General features: G+C 44.2%; 18 protein-coding genes and 1 other RNA gene. 10 read left to right on the forward strand and 9 right to left on the reverse strand.

The window, feature by feature from the left end; translation table 11 throughout:
- Positions 1 to 16: 16 nt before the first annotated feature.
- The 3 genes from ssrS to cshA form a co-directional block, all read right to left on the reverse strand.
- Positions 17 to 198: non-coding RNA, 6S RNA (gene ssrS, locus AC1DVJ_RS15650), on the reverse strand.
- 49 nt (positions 199 to 247) lie between these two features.
- Complete coding sequence (locus tag AC1DVJ_RS15655; protein WP_477592164.1) at positions 248 to 1,075, reverse strand: YesL family protein; 828 nt, start codon at positions 1,073 to 1,075, stop codon at positions 248 to 250.
- A 360-nt stretch (positions 1,076 to 1,435) separates the two neighbouring features.
- Positions 1,436 to 3,061, reverse strand: a complete 1,626-nt coding sequence (gene cshA / locus AC1DVJ_RS15660; protein WP_477592165.1) for a degradosome RNA helicase CshA — start codon at positions 3,059 to 3,061, stop codon at positions 1,436 to 1,438.
- A 286-nt stretch (positions 3,062 to 3,347) separates the two neighbouring features.
- Here cshA and AC1DVJ_RS15665 point away from each other — a divergent pair, with 286 nt between their 5' ends.
- The 7 genes from AC1DVJ_RS15665 to AC1DVJ_RS15695 all read left to right on the forward strand — a co-directional run bounded on the left by AC1DVJ_RS15665 (position 3,348) and on the right by AC1DVJ_RS15695 (position 8,747).
- Positions 3,348 to 3,884 (forward strand): DUF4178 domain-containing protein, encoded by a 537-nt coding sequence (locus AC1DVJ_RS15665; protein ID WP_477592166.1) that lies wholly within the window; start codon positions 3,348 to 3,350, stop codon positions 3,882 to 3,884.
- 62 nt (positions 3,885 to 3,946) lie between these two features.
- Positions 3,947 to 4,636: a DUF4247 domain-containing protein gene (locus AC1DVJ_RS15670; protein ID WP_477592167.1), complete on the forward strand. Its 690-nt coding sequence runs from the start codon at positions 3,947 to 3,949 to the stop codon at positions 4,634 to 4,636.
- A 147-nt stretch (positions 4,637 to 4,783) separates the two neighbouring features.
- Positions 4,784 to 5,605, forward strand: a complete 822-nt coding sequence (locus tag AC1DVJ_RS15675) for a YitT family protein (RefSeq protein WP_477592168.1) — start codon at positions 4,784 to 4,786, stop codon at positions 5,603 to 5,605.
- A gap of 130 nt (positions 5,606 to 5,735) precedes the next feature.
- The gene (locus AC1DVJ_RS15680) at positions 5,736 to 5,930 is read left to right on the forward strand and encodes a hypothetical protein (protein WP_028556555.1); all 195 of its coding nucleotides are present in this window, start codon (positions 5,736 to 5,738) and stop codon (positions 5,928 to 5,930) included.
- Positions 5,931 to 6,052: 122 nt separating this feature from the next.
- Positions 6,053 to 6,286: a Sec-independent protein translocase subunit TatA/TatB gene (locus AC1DVJ_RS15685; protein ID WP_477592169.1), complete on the forward strand. Its 234-nt coding sequence runs from the start codon at positions 6,053 to 6,055 to the stop codon at positions 6,284 to 6,286.
- A gap of 185 nt (positions 6,287 to 6,471) precedes the next feature.
- Entirely contained in the window at positions 6,472 to 7,668 is a 1,197-nt protein-coding gene (locus AC1DVJ_RS15690) for a putative glycoside hydrolase (RefSeq protein ID WP_477592170.1), read from the forward strand.
- Positions 7,669 to 7,790: 122 nt separating this feature from the next.
- Positions 7,791 to 8,747, forward strand: a complete 957-nt coding sequence (locus AC1DVJ_RS15695) for a D-2-hydroxyacid dehydrogenase (protein WP_477592171.1) — start codon at positions 7,791 to 7,793, stop codon at positions 8,745 to 8,747.
- A gap of 73 nt (positions 8,748 to 8,820) precedes the next feature.
- Here the strand turns inward: AC1DVJ_RS15695 and serS are convergent, their stop codons facing one another.
- The 5 genes from serS to AC1DVJ_RS15720 all read right to left on the reverse strand — a co-directional run bounded on the left by serS (position 8,821) and on the right by AC1DVJ_RS15720 (position 13,459).
- On the reverse strand, positions 8,821 to 10,101 hold the full coding sequence (gene serS / locus AC1DVJ_RS15700; RefSeq protein WP_477592172.1) for a serine--tRNA ligase: 1,281 nt from the start codon (positions 10,099 to 10,101) through the stop codon (positions 8,821 to 8,823).
- 302 nt (positions 10,102 to 10,403) lie between these two features.
- The gene (gene pfkA, locus AC1DVJ_RS15705) at positions 10,404 to 11,372 is read right to left on the reverse strand and encodes a 6-phosphofructokinase (protein WP_477592173.1); all 969 of its coding nucleotides are present in this window, start codon (positions 11,370 to 11,372) and stop codon (positions 10,404 to 10,406) included.
- Between the two features lie 36 nt (positions 11,373 to 11,408).
- Positions 11,409 to 12,434 (reverse strand): tetraprenyl-beta-curcumene synthase family protein, encoded by a 1,026-nt coding sequence (locus AC1DVJ_RS15710; protein WP_477592184.1) that lies wholly within the window; start codon positions 12,432 to 12,434, stop codon positions 11,409 to 11,411.
- Positions 12,435 to 12,483: 49 nt separating this feature from the next.
- Entirely contained in the window at positions 12,484 to 13,116 is a 633-nt protein-coding gene (locus AC1DVJ_RS15715) for a hypothetical protein (RefSeq protein ID WP_477592174.1), read from the reverse strand.
- A 28-nt stretch (positions 13,117 to 13,144) separates the two neighbouring features.
- Entirely contained in the window at positions 13,145 to 13,459 is a 315-nt protein-coding gene (locus tag AC1DVJ_RS15720) for a hypothetical protein (RefSeq protein WP_477592175.1), read from the reverse strand.
- Positions 13,460 to 13,629: 170 nt separating this feature from the next.
- Between AC1DVJ_RS15720 and AC1DVJ_RS15725 the strand changes: the two genes are divergently transcribed.
- From AC1DVJ_RS15725 to AC1DVJ_RS15735, 3 genes are all read left to right on the forward strand, one after another.
- Positions 13,630 to 14,964: a multi antimicrobial extrusion protein MatE gene (locus AC1DVJ_RS15725; RefSeq protein ID WP_477592176.1), complete on the forward strand. Its 1,335-nt coding sequence runs from the start codon at positions 13,630 to 13,632 to the stop codon at positions 14,962 to 14,964.
- Positions 14,965 to 14,984: 20 nt separating this feature from the next.
- Positions 14,985 to 16,163 (forward strand): MFS transporter, encoded by a 1,179-nt coding sequence (locus AC1DVJ_RS15730; RefSeq protein ID WP_477592177.1) that lies wholly within the window; start codon positions 14,985 to 14,987, stop codon positions 16,161 to 16,163.
- A gap of 149 nt (positions 16,164 to 16,312) precedes the next feature.
- On the forward strand, positions 16,313 to 16,960 hold the full coding sequence (locus AC1DVJ_RS15735) for a nitroreductase family protein (RefSeq protein WP_477592178.1): 648 nt from the start codon (positions 16,313 to 16,315) through the stop codon (positions 16,958 to 16,960).
- A 50-nt stretch (positions 16,961 to 17,010) separates the two neighbouring features.
- Here AC1DVJ_RS15735 and AC1DVJ_RS15740 read toward each other — a convergent pair.
- The coding region (locus AC1DVJ_RS15740; protein ID WP_477592179.1) for an MMPL family transporter at positions 17,011 to 18,678 on the reverse strand (1,668 nt) is incomplete at its 5' end.

Genomic DNA, 18,678 nt, shown 5'->3' on the forward strand with positions numbered 1-18,678 from the left:
ACCTCTTTTTTATTCGAAGAAACCCGCCTATGCCGTCCGGTTTTGGTGCTTCAAACCCGCTCTCGCAGGTGGGTGTCCGCAGAGGTGTATTTGAGGTCCCCTTTCGAGGGCATGTCAGCCACACTTCAATATAGGTCTCCCTAGAAACAGTCATTGGTTTAAAACAACTTAAAACCGTTACGAGCATCGCAGATTTCTTCTGTTTTCTTATTATAGATCCAACCTCGCTGATTATCAACTGGCAGGATTAGTCTTTAGTCTTGTCATTCTCATCTTTTTTATGCAAGCTAATCGGAGAATTGGTTTCTAGAAGCTCATCTTCGCCCTTTTCAGCCGCTTCCGATTCAGCCAGTTTCTGTTGTTCCTTCTCTTCTAGCTCCTGCTGCTTGGTTTGAATCTTCGTAAAGCTTCTGTTAAACTGCCAGAACGAGAATGTTGCAACAATAGCTCCCATGAAGAAAACAACTAAGAAGAAATTGAACTTCGTTAAACAAATATAAACAATAACACCATTACAAATGAGCAGAACAATCGAATTGATCGGATTACCAATTGTAATCAAAATTGAATTTTTAACAATTTGAAAAATCTTCATGTGCAAATGAACGATAATGGAGAAAAAATTAAACAAAGCAATAATCATGATAACCGTGAAGGCAATAAACAGGACGGCTAGTACCTTCAAAGAGCTGCCTTGCTTCAAGTAAAAGAAATAGTTCACAGCAATAATCACGAAGATTAAAACAAAGAAAATACCGCCCAACATGCTTTGCAGGTAGTTTTCTTTGTATCCACGGAAAAATGTTTTTAACAAAGGTACATCTTCTTCGCCGGTCACCCATTTCCTAGCTACTGCAAACATAGCAGTCGTCGCGGGAAATAAAGTAAACGGTGCCAAAATTGCAAGAATCGGCAGCGTAGCTTTCAACGCGTCCGGTGTTTGGCTTACCAACCCCATAAAGAGGAAAAAGAATACCGGAATTGAGCAAAGCATCCAAAGCAAATTAATAACGGAGAGCCGCATAATCCACTCTGATATTCTGTACAGTCCTCCCATAACTCCCTTAAACTCCAAAACTGCTTCCTCCTTAGCGTTTCCTTCTGGAAACTTTCTACGTTGTTTGTTTGCTCTGACATGGCGATAAGCCTGTCTTATTGTATATAACCTTAATTATAGCCTATTTTTCATCATATAGGTAGACGTCTAGTCGTTATAGGTACTTTTACATAATATAGTAGTGTCTAGTCGCACCGCCCCCATATCTTTATTCAGGAGGTTGATACTATGTCTCATCCAGTTGGAACATCCGCAGGTGCAATTTTGGTGCTATTTATCTTGTTAGTTATCATCACTAGCTCTTTCGTACTCTAATTCTATATAAACTTGCAAAAAAGGCGGAGATCCTAAGGATCTCCGCCTTTTTAATGCAACATTTTATTTGCTTACAATTGTATCTTCACTTTTGCGCGGCGCTCTGGAACGATCACGGTTTCCGGAGTTATTGCTTCCGTACTCACGAGTTCTCGATGATGAGCTGCTTCCGCCTTCTCTGTTTGAACCATAATCTCTGCTATCCTTACGCGGGTAACGTGAGCCACCGCTGGAGGAATTACCTGATCCTGAACCTGATCCGCCGTATCCACCGCCGCCTTGACGACGATCGCTTGAACCTGATCCTGAACCGTATCCACCGCCAACACGTCTACCTGAGCTGCGAACGTCGAATTTTTTCTTTCTTGCACGAATCGGATCTTCTGGTGTTAATTCAATATTCAAATCTTTCTTATCACCTGTAAGAAGCTTCATCGCTGCTGCAAGCAAGTTTACGGAATCGTATTGCTCAAGCAATTGAATAGCTAGGCCTTTAAATTCGGAATGCTCTTCTTTTTGAAGCATATCCAAAATACGCTCAGCTGTCATTTTTTGTTTACCTTCAACAGCTTCCGCTACGCTAGGTAAAGGTTTTTTGTTGATTTTATGACGCGTAACCTTCTCGATAAAGTGAAGGTGATCGATTTCTCTTGGCGTAACGAAAGTCCAAGCTGTACCTTCTTTACCTGCACGGCCTGTACGGCCGATACGGTGAACGTAGCTTTCTGGATCTTGCGGAAGGTCAAAGTTAATAACGTGTGTAACACCAGATACATCTAGTCCACGTGCTGCAACGTCAGTTGCAACAAGCACATCGATACTGCCGTCACGGAATTTTCTCATTACGTTATCACGTTGATTTTGGGACAAGTCACCGTGAAGACCCTCAGCAGCATACCCTCTTTTTTGAAGAGCTTCTGCCAACTCATCTACCCGACGCTTTGTACGACCGAAGATAATAGCTAGATCCGGTGCTTCCATGTCGATCAAACGACTTAGAGCTTCAAACTTTTGTTTCTCATGCAATTCAATGTAAGCTTGCTCGATCAAAGGAGCACTAACTTGTTTCGGGATGACCGAAACGTGTTCTGGATTCGTAAGGAATTGTTGAGCCAATTTCTGAATGTTCGTCGGCATTGTTGCAGAGAACAACATCGTGTGACGCTCAGCTGGAACTAGTTTAAGAATGGATTGGATATCATCCATGAAGCCCATGTCAAGCATTTCATCCGCTTCATCCAAAATAACCGTTTTAACATCATCAAGCTTAATCGTTTTACGGTTAATATGGTCAAGAAGACGACCCGGCGTACCGATAATGATTTGCGGCTTCTTCTTCAAAGCGCGAATTTGTTTCACGATATCCTGTCCACCGTAAATTGGCAAAGAACGAATGCCTTTGAAACGGCCGAGTTTTTCAATCTCTTCCGCAACCTGAATGGCAAGTTCCCGTGTTGGACACATAATTAACGCTGAAATACGTTCTTCTTTTACATCGATCTTGTTAACCAAAGGAATACCGAACGCTGCTGTTTTCCCTGTTCCTGTTTGTGCTTGCCCGATCAAATCACGGCCATCCATGGCCAATGGTATTGTTTTCTCTTGAATTGGTGTGGACTCTTCAAAGCCCATTTCCGTAATCGCACGTAGTACCGATGCGTCTAAACCAAACTCCTGAAATGTTTTCAAATAAATTCAATCTCCTTTTGTACAGGGCAGGCTAATGCCTTGTATCTTTTTTACCCTTAAGTACGACTTCCTATCCGTCTCTATAGTTTCTTGGTGGAATACACTTTCGATTCGTCATCTTCCATGATCCAACTGGCCGCCCTTAAGAACATCTAAAATATTATAGCACAAGTGATACCTACATTGCCAGTGGCTTCTTTTAACGAATCGAACGAAACCGATTGAATAAGTAACTCGTATTAATGGGGAGAACAATAAAACGGAATCGTACAGAGGAGAGTTTCTTATGTCCATTTTCAAACGTGTCAGCAACATTCTTCGCAGTCAAAAGCAAGTACCAACAACCGCATCGACCGGTAATCCGCTTGAAGATTCACGCGTTGGTGATATTGTTAATGTAGACTTAGAGGAATATGTGATCTCCGGTAAAGTCATTTATTTTGACCGCGGCTTTGCGCCACATCGCTATGCTTATTATCTACAAAGCGGCAAAAATATTCAGTGTTTGATTGTGGAAAAAGGCAGAACCTATGACTGCTTCTTGTGCAGCTTTATTGAAGGAGCTTTAGATGATCCGAATGATGTGCCTACTCGCTTAGAGTTGGATGGAGATGTCACTTTCGACTTGGAATCCCATCGGAACGATGTCTCGCGAACAGAAGGCAACACGGATTTCCGCAGTGGGGATGATATCATCTTCTGGCGATATTTCGGACCGGATCAGCGCTTCTTTTTCCTTCAATGGCAGGATGGTAAATTCGTTGCCCTAGAGGGTGAGCGCACACCAGGCAATCAAATTAAATTTTTGAAATCGACGCCTTAGACGAACCTATGTTATCATTGAAACAGGTTTCGGATGTACCCTGAAAGGAGGACTACTAGAAAATGAAGAGATGGACTTCATGGCTTTCTTTCTTACTAATTATCGCTCTTCTAACCGCATGTGGCGCTGACGCTGGGCGTTATATCAAAGATGAATATCCATTAGTAAGCGTTGATGGCAAGGGAAGCAATATGTCCAAGGTTTACTCGGTTGAAGGCAAGAACGTGCCAACTGTCGCGAGTGAACTAGCTGCCAAAGAAACCCCCAAAGAGAAGAGTAAGGAATCTGAGGATCAAATGTTCCTTGTTTATAAGGACAAGGTAATCAATATCCAGAAGGATCCAGCCGATAATAACAATACATTAGTTCAACTAGATAGTATCGAGTATGCCAAGAGCCATTACGATTCCTCATTCTTACAAGGCTACTTGACAGCCACCTTGCTTCAATCCTTATTTGGTGGAGGCTGGTATAGCAAAAAAGGTTCCTATGACTATCGCGGCTACACGAAAACACCGACTTACAATGCCGGAACGGGAACAACGACTAAACCCGCGGCAGGTTCCTCCAAGGAGACGAAGCCAACTACGTCCGATCGAACGGGCGGATTTACGAGTGGCGCAGCAAATCCGAGCGCTGGAAGTTCTTCCACTGCCCGTAAGAATGATGGTTCAACACCAAATAAAGTAACGAAGCCAACGACTAGCAAGCCAAGCACAACCAAAAAAACAGGCTCGTTCAAGCGCCGATAAATCCTGTACTAAAGCTGTTGTCCCTATCTTGGACACAGCTTTTTTTATGCGTTTTTTTATTTGTCCACTTGTTAAATAATGATTGCAGTTTTATAAGAATGAATTATACTTGCAATATGCTGCATACTATTTTAGAGGTGATTTGTTTTGAAAAAGGCGCTAGATGTTCTAATCATTCTAGTTGGCGCACTGCTTGTCGCAGTCGGCTTCAATATGTTTCTCATTCCCCATCAGCTGCTTAGCGGCGGAGTTTCCGGAATTGCTATGATTATTGGTTATTTTACAGACTACAATATTGGATTTCTTTACTTATTGTTTAACATGCCATTGATGATTTGGGGACTTGTTTCGATTGGTAAACGTTTCATAATGATTAGTGTTGTATCCGTTGTCTTAACAACTTGGATGATGCAAATTATTCCCACGAACTTCGTTGCCCAAGATCCCATGTTAGGTGCTGTTTTTGGCGGCGTACTTATCGGTATCGGCAGCGGTATCACGCTTCGCATCGGCGGCTCCAGCGGCGGGTTTGACATTGTCGGCCTGATCTTAACCCGGAAATACGACTTCCCTCTTGGAACTATCCTTTCTTCGATGAACGGTATCGTCATCGTCGCGCTCGGCTATTTTAAAGATAATTGGGACCTCGCGTTATTTTCAATGTTAGCTATTTTTATTAGCGGGAAAACTGTAGATATGATACATATCCGCCATATTAAAGTAACCGCGTTCATTGTTACCAAACAAAAGGACGCCATCATTAATAAACTGCTTATGATCCCCCGCGGTGTCACTTTAATTAAAACGGAAGGTGCGTATACGAAACAGCAGCATGATATGCTTATGACGGTTACGACGCGCTATGAGCTCGTAGAATTAAAGCGAATTATTAAAGAGATTGACCCGAAAGCGTTCGTGAATATTGTGGAAACAGTTGGTGTTGTAGGGGAATTTCGAAAGCCCAAGTGAGAAATCAGCCATTTGCCCCTTTATTCCAGTTTGAATTGTGTTATAATGAATGTAATTTCATATAGTTCTGGTTTTCATCGATGGTAGGTTCAGGCGTAGTTCTTATTCTAATCTTCTGATTGGAAGGGTGATGCTTGTGGAGACAGTCAAATTATCCAGGATTGTAATGAAATTAACGCCCGAGTTGTATCCCTCTTTAACCAGCTATGAGTTGGAATCCGAGATCGTCCTACGGTTCGGTATAGAGGCACTCGCAGCGGAAGATGTCATGGAAATTATTCAATTCAGCATTTCGGAACATCATAAGGACACCCTGTACCATTGAGGGTGTCTTTTTTTGCATCCATCCGTGACAATATTATTAAAATTGTAATAAATAGGCTATATGGGTTATGATAAGTCCATGATATACTGAAGATAACTTAAATTTTACTGGAGGTGTCTGGAATGGGAGCTCTATCTCCTTGGCACATCATTCTAATTGCGATCGTTGCCCTGCTTTTGTTTGGGCCTAATAAACTGCCTGAGCTTGGTCGGGGTTTTGGCAAAATGTTCCGCGAGTTCAAAGATGCAACAAATGGGAACGGCAACAACTCATCGACGGATGATCAACCCACTATCGCACGGAAAGAAGTTAACCCTGAAGTATCGAAAAGTGACTCAGGACAAGTTAATAAGTAAGTCTAAACACCCGGAGGCCAAGCTTCTGGGTGTTTTTGATTTCTCACCCTACAAACGGCTTACTCCACATGCGTCAAAATGCTCATACAAGGTTCTACAAAAGCCTACAAATTTCCTCTGTGCGTAGTTTCCCGCTTGCCTTATAATGAAAGCTAGAAACAAGGATTGGAGTGGACTTATACATCATGGAAATATTACTCGCTTCACTTGCCCTCATTTGGGGTAATGTTACGGCCGCAAACCCCGAGGCAAGCTTTGAACAGCTTGTACAGGCTTCGCTCGATGCGAAGAACGCTGTAGCTATCGTTCAACCTGTAACACCACCTGCTACGCCTACGGAAGAGACGGATCCACTCGCACCTGTCAACAAGATAGATCCACAGAAGGATGCCCCTGTTGTTAAAGGGATCTACTCCACTGCTCATAGTGCAGGTGGTTCGCGACTTAATACGCTTGTAAAGCTGCTTGATGATACCGATTTGAACGCGATGGTTATTGATGTGAAGGATGACTGGGGCTACATTACTTGGGAAACCGGGAATGCCGAGCTTGATGCGATGGAAACAACTCAGAAAATCATTGGCAATATGCCCGGCCTTATGACAACACTGCAAGAGCATAACATTTATCCAATTGCACGTATTGTCGTCTTCAAAGACACCATTCTTGCCAAGAAGAAACCGGAATTATCTTTCATCAATCCAGATGGCACCGTGTGGGGGAACGGTAAGAACCCACCAGATAGCTTCGTCAATCCGTATAACAAAGAAGTTTGGGATTACAATATTGCCGTTGCCAAGGAAGCTGTCAAAGCTGGCTTTAAAGAAATTCAATTCGATTATGTCCGTTTCCCTGAGGGCTTTGAGAAAAGAGCAGATATTCTCAAATATACCAAAGATGAGCGTTCACGGATTGATGCGGTCTCTTCATTCGTGAAATATGCCAGAGAACAATTATCACCTCTAGGCGTACGCGTTTCTGTCGATATATTCGGCTATGCGGCTTCTGTCCCTGCTGCTGAAGGGATTGGTCAAGATTTCGAGAAAATCTCGCAGAATGTCGACGTTATTGCTCCGATGATTTACCCAAGCCATTACAGCACAGGCTGGTTCGGTTCCAAGGTCCCTGATGCTGCACCGTACGCTACAATCAATGGTGCTTCCAAGGATACGAATAAGAAGCTGGAAGCCATTGATAAGAAGGGCTGGAAGCCGGTTATTCGTCCTTGGATACAGGATTTCACAGCATCATGGGTGCCTGGATATATTAAATACGGCAAGCATGAATTAGATGAGCAAATTCGTGCCCTGAAAGACAACGGCGTGAACGAGTATCTATTATGGAATGCAAACAATAACTACACGGCTAATGTAAACTATTAACATTACCCCGAGAGCGCATTACGCTCTCGGGGTATTTTCATGCAGGGCTCGAGTTTACTTTCGGTTTCCATATCATTTATCATAGTAGGTATTCATTTCGATTAACAAAAGGATGTGATGACATGTTAAATATTGTCGCTATGACAGGCATGGATTTAACTTCTATGCATGAGCAAATGCCCCATGACTTAAAGGAACGCTGTCATTTCCATTGGTTTTCCTCCACCAAAGAAGCAGCTGAGCTGCTACCGAGTGCCGATGTTCTACTTACAGCAGGTCGCTTGCACCCTGATCTCCTCTCACGAGCAACGAATCTGAAGTGGGTACAAACGATATCAGCAGGCGTTGATAAGCTGCCTTTAGATGAGCTTTCACAGCGTCAAGTAATCGTTACGAATGCCCGTGGTGTTCACACCATTCAAATGAGTGAATTCGCCCTAAGTCTCATGCTGCAATGGGTGCGTAAAGCAAACCTTCTTTATGATAACCAGAAACAACATGTCTGGGACAATCAAATCCGTTTCGGAGAGCTCCATGGCAAGACGATCGGCATCATCGGTGCTGGTGCAATAGGCGAAGCCGTCGCGCGAAAGGCAAAAGCATTTGATATGACAGTAATTGGTCTGAATCGATCAGGGACGCCGCAAGCCGCTTTCGACGAAACCGTCCATGGGGAGGATGGCCTCCAGCATCTGCTGTCACAAAGCGATTTCATCGTCGTCCTTCTTCCGAGCACGGTGAAAACGCGAGGCTTTCTACGTAAGGAGCATGTAGAGCTTATGAAGCGGAGTGCTTTTTTCATTAATTTAGCTCGCGGTGATGTCCTCGATGAAGAAGCCTTGATTCACGCCTTGCAGGAAGGCAAGCTAGCCGGTGCAGCATTGGACGTTTTTGCCCAAGAACCATTACCCTCATCATCTCCACTTTGGGGAATGAGCAATGTCATACTGACTCCGCATATCGCAGGGTCCTCCGAACATTATACAGATCGCGTATCCACCATCTTCTATCACAATTTACGCGTGATGCTGGACGGTGGCGATATGATCAATGTCGTGGACTTAGCGGAAGGGTACTAGACTGCAGCCGCCACCTTCAACAAAAAAGCACCTTATCCTACTGAAAAACTTAGGATAAGGTGCTTACTTATTATTAAACTCTAATTGCTTCCAAGCCTCGCATATAAGGTCTGAGCGCAGGAGGTATATAAATCGAACCATCCGCCTGTTGATGATTTTCAAGTATTGGAATAAGGATTCGCGGCGATGCAACAGCTGTATTGTTCAGCGTGCAGCAATAGCGTAACTCTCCCACCTTATCCCGATAGCGCAAATTGCTCCGTCTTGCTTGAAAGTCAAGTAAGCTCGACGACGAATGCGTTTCGCCGTATGCTCCGCGGCTAGGCATCCACGTTTCAATATCGAATTGTTTGTAGTTTTTGGCTCCCATGTCCCCCGAACACACCGCTACAACGCGATAGGGCAGCTCTAGGCGAGCAAGTAAATCTTCGGCATTTTGTGTAATCTGCTGCAGCATGCGATCTGCCTCATCTGCATTATTCTCGCAAAGGATCACTTGCTCAACTTTCGCGAATTGATGAACGCGATATAAGCCTCTTACATCCCGGCCCGCCGAACCCGCTTCTTTGCGGAAGCAATTCGACACTGCTGCTAATTGAATCGGTCCCTCCGAAAGATCGACAATCTCACCAGCATAGTACGAAATGAGCGGTCCTTCCGAAGTTCCAACTAACCAAGTGTTGTCATCTGGCAGTCCATAAGTCTGATCCTTGCCCGCTGGAAAGAAAGCCGCATTCAGCAGTGTTTCCTCCCGCACCATTAGCGGCACATCCATCACGGTGAATCCACGATCTGTTAGCAGGTCGATTGCTAACTGCTGGACAGCCCTGTGCAAATAAAGCCCCATCCCTTTGAGATAATAATTGCGGCTGCCAGCCACCTTGACTCCCCGAGCAACATCGATCATATCTAATGCTTCCCCAAGCTGCAGGTGATCTCGCATCTCGAAGTCAAAAGTTGGCTTTTCACCTACAACCCTCAGTTCAACATTCTCTGCGTCACTCTTACCGAAAGGAGTGTCGGGCGAAAGTAAATTTGGTATTTCCAGAATTAGCGTATCAAATCGTTGTTCGTATTCTGTTAATTCAGCTTCCAAACCAACTAGTCTCTGATTCCAACCGCGCACTTTCTCCTTCAAGCTTTCAGCTTCCGCAGCCATCTTTTGCTTCATCAGCAACGCAATCTGCTCCGAAGCACGATTGCGATCTGCACGGAGCACATCAACTTGCCCCAGGAGCTCTCTCTTCTTCTCATCGACTACGAGCAATTCATCTACGTGGCATTTTACCCCTTTTTGAACTGCTGCTGCTTTCACTTGCTCTTGATTGCCTCGAATCCATTTGATATCCAGCATTTCCCGTCACCGCTTCCTCTTCGTATGTGTGAAAAAGACAAAGAACGCCCTCAGTCCGATTGGGACGAGGAGCGTTCTGCTCGCGGTGCCACCCAACTTGATGATGACATGATCTGTCATTCATCCGCTTGGTTCCGCGATAACGGGCGGTGCCGGTTTATTTAAGGAAGACCTTTCCATGCCTTCCGATCATGAACGTCTCCGAGTTGGATGCTCTTCATAGACATGATGTTGATGTATAGGTTGTTGGCTATTATAGCTGAAATCACCATGAAGATCAAGACACATTCACGAAATTAGGCTTATTGAGACAAACGGCTTGCCAATTCGTAAAGCTCCATGTTAAAGGTACGTTTCGTGTTCACAACTAAATCGATATCCGTTGCTACTAGTTCACCTTTGATGATGCCGCAAGCTTTGGAAGAATCACCCTCCATGAGTTTACGAACCGCGAAGTCACCTAGACGGCTTGCCAAAATACGGTCATTGTGCGTAGGCGCTCCACCGCGTTGGATATGACCAAGAACTGTCACACGAGGCTCTATACCGTTCGTTTCCGTGATCTTCTTGGCAATACCTTCACCAGTTCCTGCACCTTCAGCCACAAGAATAATACTGTGACGCTTGCCATGGTTGAAGTTATCTTTCATCCGATTAGCTACCTCTGTGAGGTCCACATCCACCTCTGGCACAATAATTGTTTCAGCGCCGCTTGCAAGTCCCGCATACAGGGCGATTTCACCACAATGACGACCCATAACCTCGACAACCGATGAGCGCTCATGTGATGTCATAGTATCACGCAGTTTGTTAATAGCATCCACTACGATGCTAACCGCTGTATCAAATCCAATAGTAAAGTCAGTGAACGGGATGTCATTGTCAATCGTGCCCGGCAGACCCATCGTTTTGATACCCAGCTTACTAAGCTTGTTCGCTCCTTGATAGGAACCATCCCCACCAATGACAACAAGGCCGTCAATTCCACGTCTGCGCAAATTATCCGCGCCGATTTGTTGTCCTTCAGACGTCATAAATTCTTTACAACGAGCCGTTTGAAGAATCGTCCCTCCACGTTGAATGATGTCACCAACACTACGCAAGTCCATTTTACGGATATCATCGTTGATAAGACCTTGATACCCACGTTGAACAGCATACACTTCCAGCCCATGGAATAATGCACTTCGAACAACTGCTCGAACGGCTGCATTCATCCCCTGAGAATCTCCTCCACTAGTTAAAACGGCAATTGACTTTACTGCTGACATTTACATTTCCTCCTTCATAATTCTTGTGAGTGACATTCATGATGTCGTACGGATATACATGCTATTTATCCAGAAAAAGAGCCTTGTTAGGGGACTATTTTTCATCAGACGCTTTGAAATTTTCTTCACCTGGTGTTGACTGTTGACCTTGGGGTCAGATAAATAGAGAGCAAGCAAACCTTCGATTATCATACGATGAAATCGTGGATGTTCCAAGAACAAAATTTTACTTCGCGCCTCTTGGACAATGAAAGCAATACGCTCTACCGTTGTATCCAATGAATCATAGTAGGTACAGAAGTTCAGGTCTCCGCCTTCAATATCTTCTTCCTGATCAATCAAATAATCAAGCAGGATATGGAGTCCACAAACATAGGGGAAATAAGCTTCCCGAATGGAATCCACCTGCTTGTCCGTCAGAACTGGATCACAAGCAGCCAAAAACAACATAAACATACCTAAAGTTGAACCTGTAGCGGCAGCAAACTCATTCCAATCAATCTGGCGATACTTATGATGATGGTTATCCCACCATTGATGCAGCTGAGGCTCGCGCAGATCCTTACGAATATGCTTGTACACCTGCAAATCACAGTATAAACCTACGAGTTCTTTTACCTGATCAGCCACTTTCAAATACGATGGCATCTGGCTAATCGAAGTCTGACATTGTTGAACAAGATCTGTTAAATAGCCGCCATCTTCTTTCTCATCTCTGTACGCATAGTACTCATGCTGCGGCTTCGCAGGATCAACAGCATCTAGCATCGATTGATGCAATTGCCGAAAATCCAAAGGATCTAACGACGTACTGCGATCACATAAATTATCTAAATAGTCGCTTATGGATTGGAAAGCAACGATAAGTGGAATGAGCACATGACGCATCGATAAATGAGCAGCTGCATATACAGCTCCTCCTTGACAATGGAATTGCTTCGTCGCAATGCTTGCTAACGCTTGAGTACGAAGCTCTTCATCGGGAATATTCGCTGCTTTACTCTTCCAGCGGGTCAGCTGTTCATTGACATCTGGTAAAATATAGCGATATACACTGATCATTAACCGAATGGGTCCTTGCGGAACCTTCGCATGGCTCCTAATCCTTATCCTACTTCTGTCCAATTGCTTCAAGTAAACTTCCTCCACAACTTTGTTCATAGCAGAATTGAAGTAATAATTGCATTTCAGATCGCTGTATGTGACGTAACCAACTATCAACTGTGGGATTCTGTACAAGCGAAACCTGTATTTCAATTACATCAATAAATACGTATGGATTCCAAACGGGCGATGTTACAAGTACTTCAAGCTTATGACGAAGGGCTTCATTTTCCAATTCCATGAAGTCCTTAAGCGATAAATTATCTCTTACACATTGGATCAAATTCGAAAAAATAGGATGATGGCCAACATCGTTAAACCAATATTTCGCATTACTATAGTCGCCTTCCATTCTATGCATGAGAGCATGCCAATAGCTACCCGTTGCATTCGTAATTTCCTGCGAAATATCGTGCGATTTATCCAGACTTTCATTTAGTAGAAAGAGTCCTGCTTTAATAGCTAGACCATAGGGCAACTGCTCAGGGCTACCTTCCGTAATCAACGCTGCAGAAAGTGCTTCAATGCGTGTATCCATTGCGGCATCCCACTCTTCAATYGGATAAAGAGCAGGGAGATGCTCCAGAAGTTGTTTTGCAATCGTTCCAACCCAGTTATTCCCATCCTTATTGCTATGCATGCAGTCATTCTCCCTTCATTGACAACCATTAATGGTGGGTTTTTGATTCTAAATCCTGATTAGTACGGAACCAGAGATGAAGATCATTTATGATTGAAGCCAAGTCAGCAATATCAGAGTTCAAACGGCAGGAGGTTACAAAATCATCTTCCTTATCGAGCTTATTTTGCTTTTCAATGATTTGTGCTTCCAGTTTCATAATGCGATCCGGGATAACGCCTCGTATTTGCTCCCACTGTAACAAGAGATTTATGCGAATAGAAGCCTCATACATTTCCCATTCCAATTCCAAAACGGGGATCTCGATACCTAACCTCTCATCATACTGAAAATAACTATTCATTCCTATGTACCTCCTTGCAGGCAAAACAGTCTGTCTTGTTCAAGAAACATTCTACCTTTAAATGTATCACTTCAAACCTTGGGTTTCCAGTTAAAATTGTATGTCATCCTGATTTCATTTTCTGATATACTTAAGAAATGTTTTGCAAAATGCGAAGGAGTGCGATTTGGATGACCGCTAAGACATTAAAAGAAAACATCACATGGAAACAGCTCATCTCCTTTTTCCTCCCCCTCGGACTTTCTGCAACGCTTGTAACCCTCTCTCATGTTATTATTAATAGCACTTTGGCTAGGGCTGATAATCCCGAGCTCGTCATTGCCAGCTATGCCATCCCCCTAAGTCTTCTAGGACTGACTGAAAAACCAGTTGTATTGCTGCGACAAGCCTGCTCTGCACTCGTCAGGGATCGGGTTTCGTTCCGTGCCATGGGCGTTGTCAGCTCTTATGTATTTGCTTGTATCATTCTGCTTGGCCTTATACTTTGCTACACACCGGTTGGCGAATGGGTGTTTCTTTATTTTTTCGGCGTAGAACGCGAAATGCTAGCTGCAACATTAAGTGTATATCGCATTCTCATGTACGTTAGCATCTTCTCCGGCCTGCGCTGTTTATTTCATGGGATTATCATATTCAATCTGCGGACCAAATGGTTAACCATTGGTATGGGTATCCGGATTATCGCGATGTACCTCTTATCTTTATATTTCATTACAACGGATAATGTCTCTAGCGGAAAAGTAGGTGCCATTATCTTCCTTGTCGGGATGATGATCGAGGCCACGGTTGCCATTTGGGAAGGGACAAGCTTACTGAAGCGAGTCATTCCAGAGAAAGCGCCCAATCATCCGATTGAGACGAAGCAACAAATTTTCAGCTTTTATAAACCGCTATTATATTCGTCTGTTATTGCTGTAATTATCGGACCGTCCATTAATGCGATATTAGGCAAAACAACACATATCCATCTTGCCATCGCATCCTTTGCGATTGCTGGGTCCTTAACGCAGCTAGTGATGAGTTTTTTCTCGTACATACATCAAATTGTCCTTAACTTTTATCGCAAAGATCCTGTGCGTGTTAAAAAATTCATTCTCCTGCTTAGCTTCATTCCAGGAGCACTCATTGCCATACTAGCCTATACACCGATTGGACCCTGGTTTATGACACACGTAATGGGTGTAAATGCCGAATTGAGACAAGCCAGCCTGAGTGCCATGCGTATTTTCATGATTATGACGATTGTATTCCCATGGCTTGATTATATGAATGGAATTATTATGCTGCGCGGCCAAACAAAAATCATGGTTTTCTCCCAATCTGCGAATGCTACTATTACGATATTAACTTTATTCGTTGCCATTGCAACTGTTCCAGGCTGGAATGGGATGATTGGCGCGCTTGCACAATCGGTGGGCATGCTGGCAGAGCTGCTTGTCGTCATTTATGTGCTCAAGCGAACAGCCGATGTTCCGCAACCTAGCCAACCTCAAGAAAATATGTAACGAAATGGTGATGATTACGCTTGTCCAAATCAAATCCGGTGGATACGAACGATCGATTGCTTAAAATGTTTACTCTTTCCTTTTTTATGACGATGGGGATTGTTGTGACCTTCTTCCCCCTTTATTTCGATTATAAAGGCTACTCCAAAATCCAAATCGGCTTGCTATATGCCATTGGGCCGTTGATCGGTATTGCAACCAACCTGCTGTGGGGTTTCCTGAGCGATCGCTATCAAACTGTAAAGAAGATCATGATCATTCTGATTCTAGGACAGCTCGTAACAGCGGTCTTGGTATTTACAGCAGGCTGGTTCTCCCTGCTCTACGTCTGCTTGGCGGCGTTTTTCTTCTTCCAGCAGCCGGTTAATTCCTTGAATGACAGCCAAGTCATGCTCCACATCCGCTCCAGCGGAAAAAGCTACGCCTCCTTCCGCGTGTATGGCTCCATCGGCTTCGCACTTTCCGCAGGAGGCTTTGGCTTATTACTTCGGGCATATGGTACAGGGCTAACACCTGTCCTGCTTTTTATCACGATCAGCTGTACATTGATTATCCTTTTTCTGCTAAAAGACACACGTCAAGGCGGCAAGAAGATGGCCTTCGGTGGCATGGTCAATATCATCCGCTCCAAAAAATTCATTTGGTTTCTTATACTCGTGATTATCATGTCGGTTTCACATCGGTTCAATGATGGTTTCTTAGCACTCTATATGCGTCAGCTAGGCGCTTCAGATTCATTGATTGGGTATGCTTGGATGATATCGGCGCTGAGCGAGATTCCCGTATTTTTCTATCTAAGTAAGCATGGCCATCGCTTTAAAGAACTGCCGTTACTTGCCTTTGCAGGCGTTATCTATGCATTCCGTTTTATCATGATGGGCATTATACAAGATCCAACTTGGGTGATTGGTATTCAGCTTCTGCACAGTCTAACTTTCGGTGTTTTCTTATTTACAGCGAATCGCTATTTGAGCCAGATTATTCCGGACGAGTATCGCTCCTCAGGTCAAGCGATATTCGCGGTAGCTTGGTCCAGTATTGCTGGCTTGATAAGTGGCACGGCAGGTGGTTGGATTTATAATGAAGCTGGCGGCAGTACCGTCTATATCATTGCCGCGTGCTTATCGATAACGTCAGCCATTGGTTTTCTATGCACTTATCTTTTTCAGAAGAATGAGGACGCCCTTCCTAGTCGATGATACATGGGAAGGCCTTTCCACTTGAGCAGATTGGGTGTCGCGGCAGTTGTACTCCTAGCCCATCTCCCTTATACTAAGGATATAGTCTTAGTACCAAGTATTAAAGAACACAGAATAATATGAGCAGCAAAGGTAGGTACACATTTACTATGAATTATGAAGATTTCAAAGCCATTGTCCTTGAACGACGCAGCATTCGTAACTTTACTGAGCAAGCAGTCGCAGTAGAAGATATACGTGAAATTATTGATTGTGCTCGTTATGCGCCAAGTGATACGAATTCACAAACGTGGAAATTTATCGCCATTCGAAATACAGAAAAGATCAAACATATTGAGCAATTGACTTGGGATCAGCTGCACCTGCGTGCCGCGGCTGCAGAGGAGAAGGGCCTATCCAGAGAAGCACGCATGCTCGTGAGATCCTTCGGTCCTTATGCGACAGCCTTCTCGGATGCGCCTGTTCTCATCATTTGCTTGGCAACGCCGTATGAATCCAAGTTTCGCGATCGCATCTTCGACCCGATTCAATTAGTCGATGATCATGTATGGGCGGAAGAAGGCATCAAGAGCTCATGTCTAGCTTCACAGAACCTGATGCTTGCCGCACATGCTAGAGGTCTAGCAACATGCCCTATGACGGGCCCTGTGCTGCTTGCACAGGATCAAATCCGAGCTTACCTTGAAATTCCAGCTGAATATCAAATTAACATGGTGATTTCCCTTGGCTATCCGAAGGATCGACCTGGTAAAATGGCACGCAAAGAAGTGGATGATATTCTTCAGATCATCGACTAAATGCTAAGGAGCTGTCCGCAAATGCGGGCAGCTCCTTTTTCACATCACAATCAGTTTTCAGTTAAAGTCTCCTGTGTCCCGCGCTTCACTTTACTTGGCCAGAACACGGCATCCCCAAGCAACATAGTAATGGAAGGTACAAGGAACGGCCTTACGATGAAAGTATCCAGAATGACACCAACGGCACAGATCACACCGAACTGCACAAGCACTTGAATAGGCAGCGAGGCTAGGACTGCAAATGTACCTGCTAATATTAAACCTGCTGAGGTGATAACACTGCTCGTTGAACTTACGCCCAATCGAATGGCATCCTTCAGTTTTAAGCGATTCTTTTCCTGCCAAATGCTCGAAATCATGAAAATATTATAATCCTCTCCTAACGCAACAAGGAAGACGAAGGCATAAAGCGGAATTAAGCCTTGAATCGCGGAAGTATCCATTAAGTAGTGCAAAATGAGCCAACCTGCCCCTAACGCTGAGTAATACGAGAGCAGCACTGTTGCGATCAGATAAACAGTAGCCACAATGGAACGTAAATACACAAGTAAGAGTATCGCAATCACGGTGATTACAACGGGAATGACAATCTTAGTATCGCGCTCTACGACGGTTTTGGTATCATATTGTGTGGCGGTTTCACCACCAACCCACACCTGTGGTGCAGCGACGCCCGCTTCTACCAGCTTCTGCTCCAAGGTGCTCCGAATCTCAGGAATCCGATTGATAACTTCCAAATCGTAGGGATCTTGCTTAAAAATCAATTCAAATGCCTTATAGTTTGCGTCTTTCTTGCTATCCTCTGGTTTACTCACCGATTCTACATAAGATAACTTGGCAAGAGCACCAGTGACATCCACATTCTTACCTTCCGTATTTACAACCACTTTAACAGGAGCCAATGATCCAGGTGAAACATGCTCGGATAACAAGGTAAAACCTTCACGTGACGGCATGGTGGAAGGGAAAGATTCCAATATGTTATACGTAAACTTGATCTGGGGGGCAAATGCAGCAAGCGTGATAAGAACGATTAAAGAGATAACAAGCACACTTTTTGGTTTTTCAGTTACCACACGTCCAAGAGCAGCATTCATGGCCCCAACAGGCTTTTGCTCACGAATGCGTTTCCCTTTGCGCGCCTCTTTCTCCGCACGCATTTCTGCCGTCAAAGGAATGAACGGGAAGAATGATACGCGTCCAATGATTGCAAGCAGTGCTGGAACTAGCGTTAAGCTGGCAATTGCCATAATGAAGATCGCCACACTGAACGGAATCGCGAAGCGATGATTCGAGCCATAGTGAGCGAATAACAAGCCCAGTAAGGAAACAATTACCGTGAGTCCACTCATTCCGATCGCACCCGTTGAGCCACCGAATGACACGCGAAGTGCGCTATATTTGTTTTTCTCTACCAGTAGAGATTGTCGGAAACGAGCAACGAAGAAAAGACAATAATCCGTTCCTGCACCGAACAGCAGCACCGTCATAATCGAAATCGCCTGTGCGTCTACGGTGATCCAACCTTGTTTAGCTAAGAAACCAAGAATAGGTGAAATGATCCCATAAGCAAATCCAACGCCTACCAGTGGAATTAGAGCCAGAATTGGCGAGCGATACAGTAAAATGAGAAGAAGTAGTACGATAAGCACCGTTGCCAACAAGAGTGTAAAGTCGGCTCCTTTGAACAGGGCTGTTGCATCTGTTTGAATGCCCAC

This window comes from Paenibacillus sp. P4_A9 (assembly GCF_056402415.1).

Bases quoted from the DNA above. Each gene is read 5' to 3' on its own strand.
- AC1DVJ_RS15690 (WP_477592170.1), top strand. From the start codon at position 6,472: ATGGAAATATTACTCGCTTCACTTGCCCTCATTTGGGGTAATGTTACG.
- AC1DVJ_RS15710 (WP_477592184.1), bottom strand. From the start codon at position 12,434: ATGATCAGTGTATATCGCTATATTTTACCAGATGTCAATGAACAGCTG.
- serS (WP_477592172.1), bottom strand. From the start codon at position 10,101: ATGCTGGATATCAAATGGATTCGAGGCAATCAAGAGCAAGTGAAAGCA.
- AC1DVJ_RS15725 (WP_477592176.1), top strand. From the start codon at position 13,630: ATGACCGCTAAGACATTAAAAGAAAACATCACATGGAAACAGCTCATC.
- AC1DVJ_RS15735 (WP_477592178.1), top strand. From the start codon at position 16,313: ATGAATTATGAAGATTTCAAAGCCATTGTCCTTGAACGACGCAGCATT.
- AC1DVJ_RS15720 (WP_477592175.1), bottom strand. From the start codon at position 13,459: ATGAATAGTTATTTTCAGTATGATGAGAGGTTAGGTATCGAGATCCCC.
- AC1DVJ_RS15670 (WP_477592167.1), top strand. From the start codon at position 3,947: ATGAAGAGATGGACTTCATGGCTTTCTTTCTTACTAATTATCGCTCTT.
- AC1DVJ_RS15695 (WP_477592171.1), top strand. From the start codon at position 7,791: ATGTTAAATATTGTCGCTATGACAGGCATGGATTTAACTTCTATGCAT.
- AC1DVJ_RS15685 (WP_477592169.1), top strand. From the start codon at position 6,053: ATGGGAGCTCTATCTCCTTGGCACATCATTCTAATTGCGATCGTTGCC.
- pfkA (WP_477592173.1), bottom strand. From the start codon at position 11,372: ATGTCAGCAGTAAAGTCAATTGCCGTTTTAACTAGTGGAGGAGATTCT.
- AC1DVJ_RS15665 (WP_477592166.1), top strand. From the start codon at position 3,348: ATGTCCATTTTCAAACGTGTCAGCAACATTCTTCGCAGTCAAAAGCAA.
- AC1DVJ_RS15680 (WP_028556555.1), top strand. From the start codon at position 5,736: ATGCTTGTGGAGACAGTCAAATTATCCAGGATTGTAATGAAATTAACG.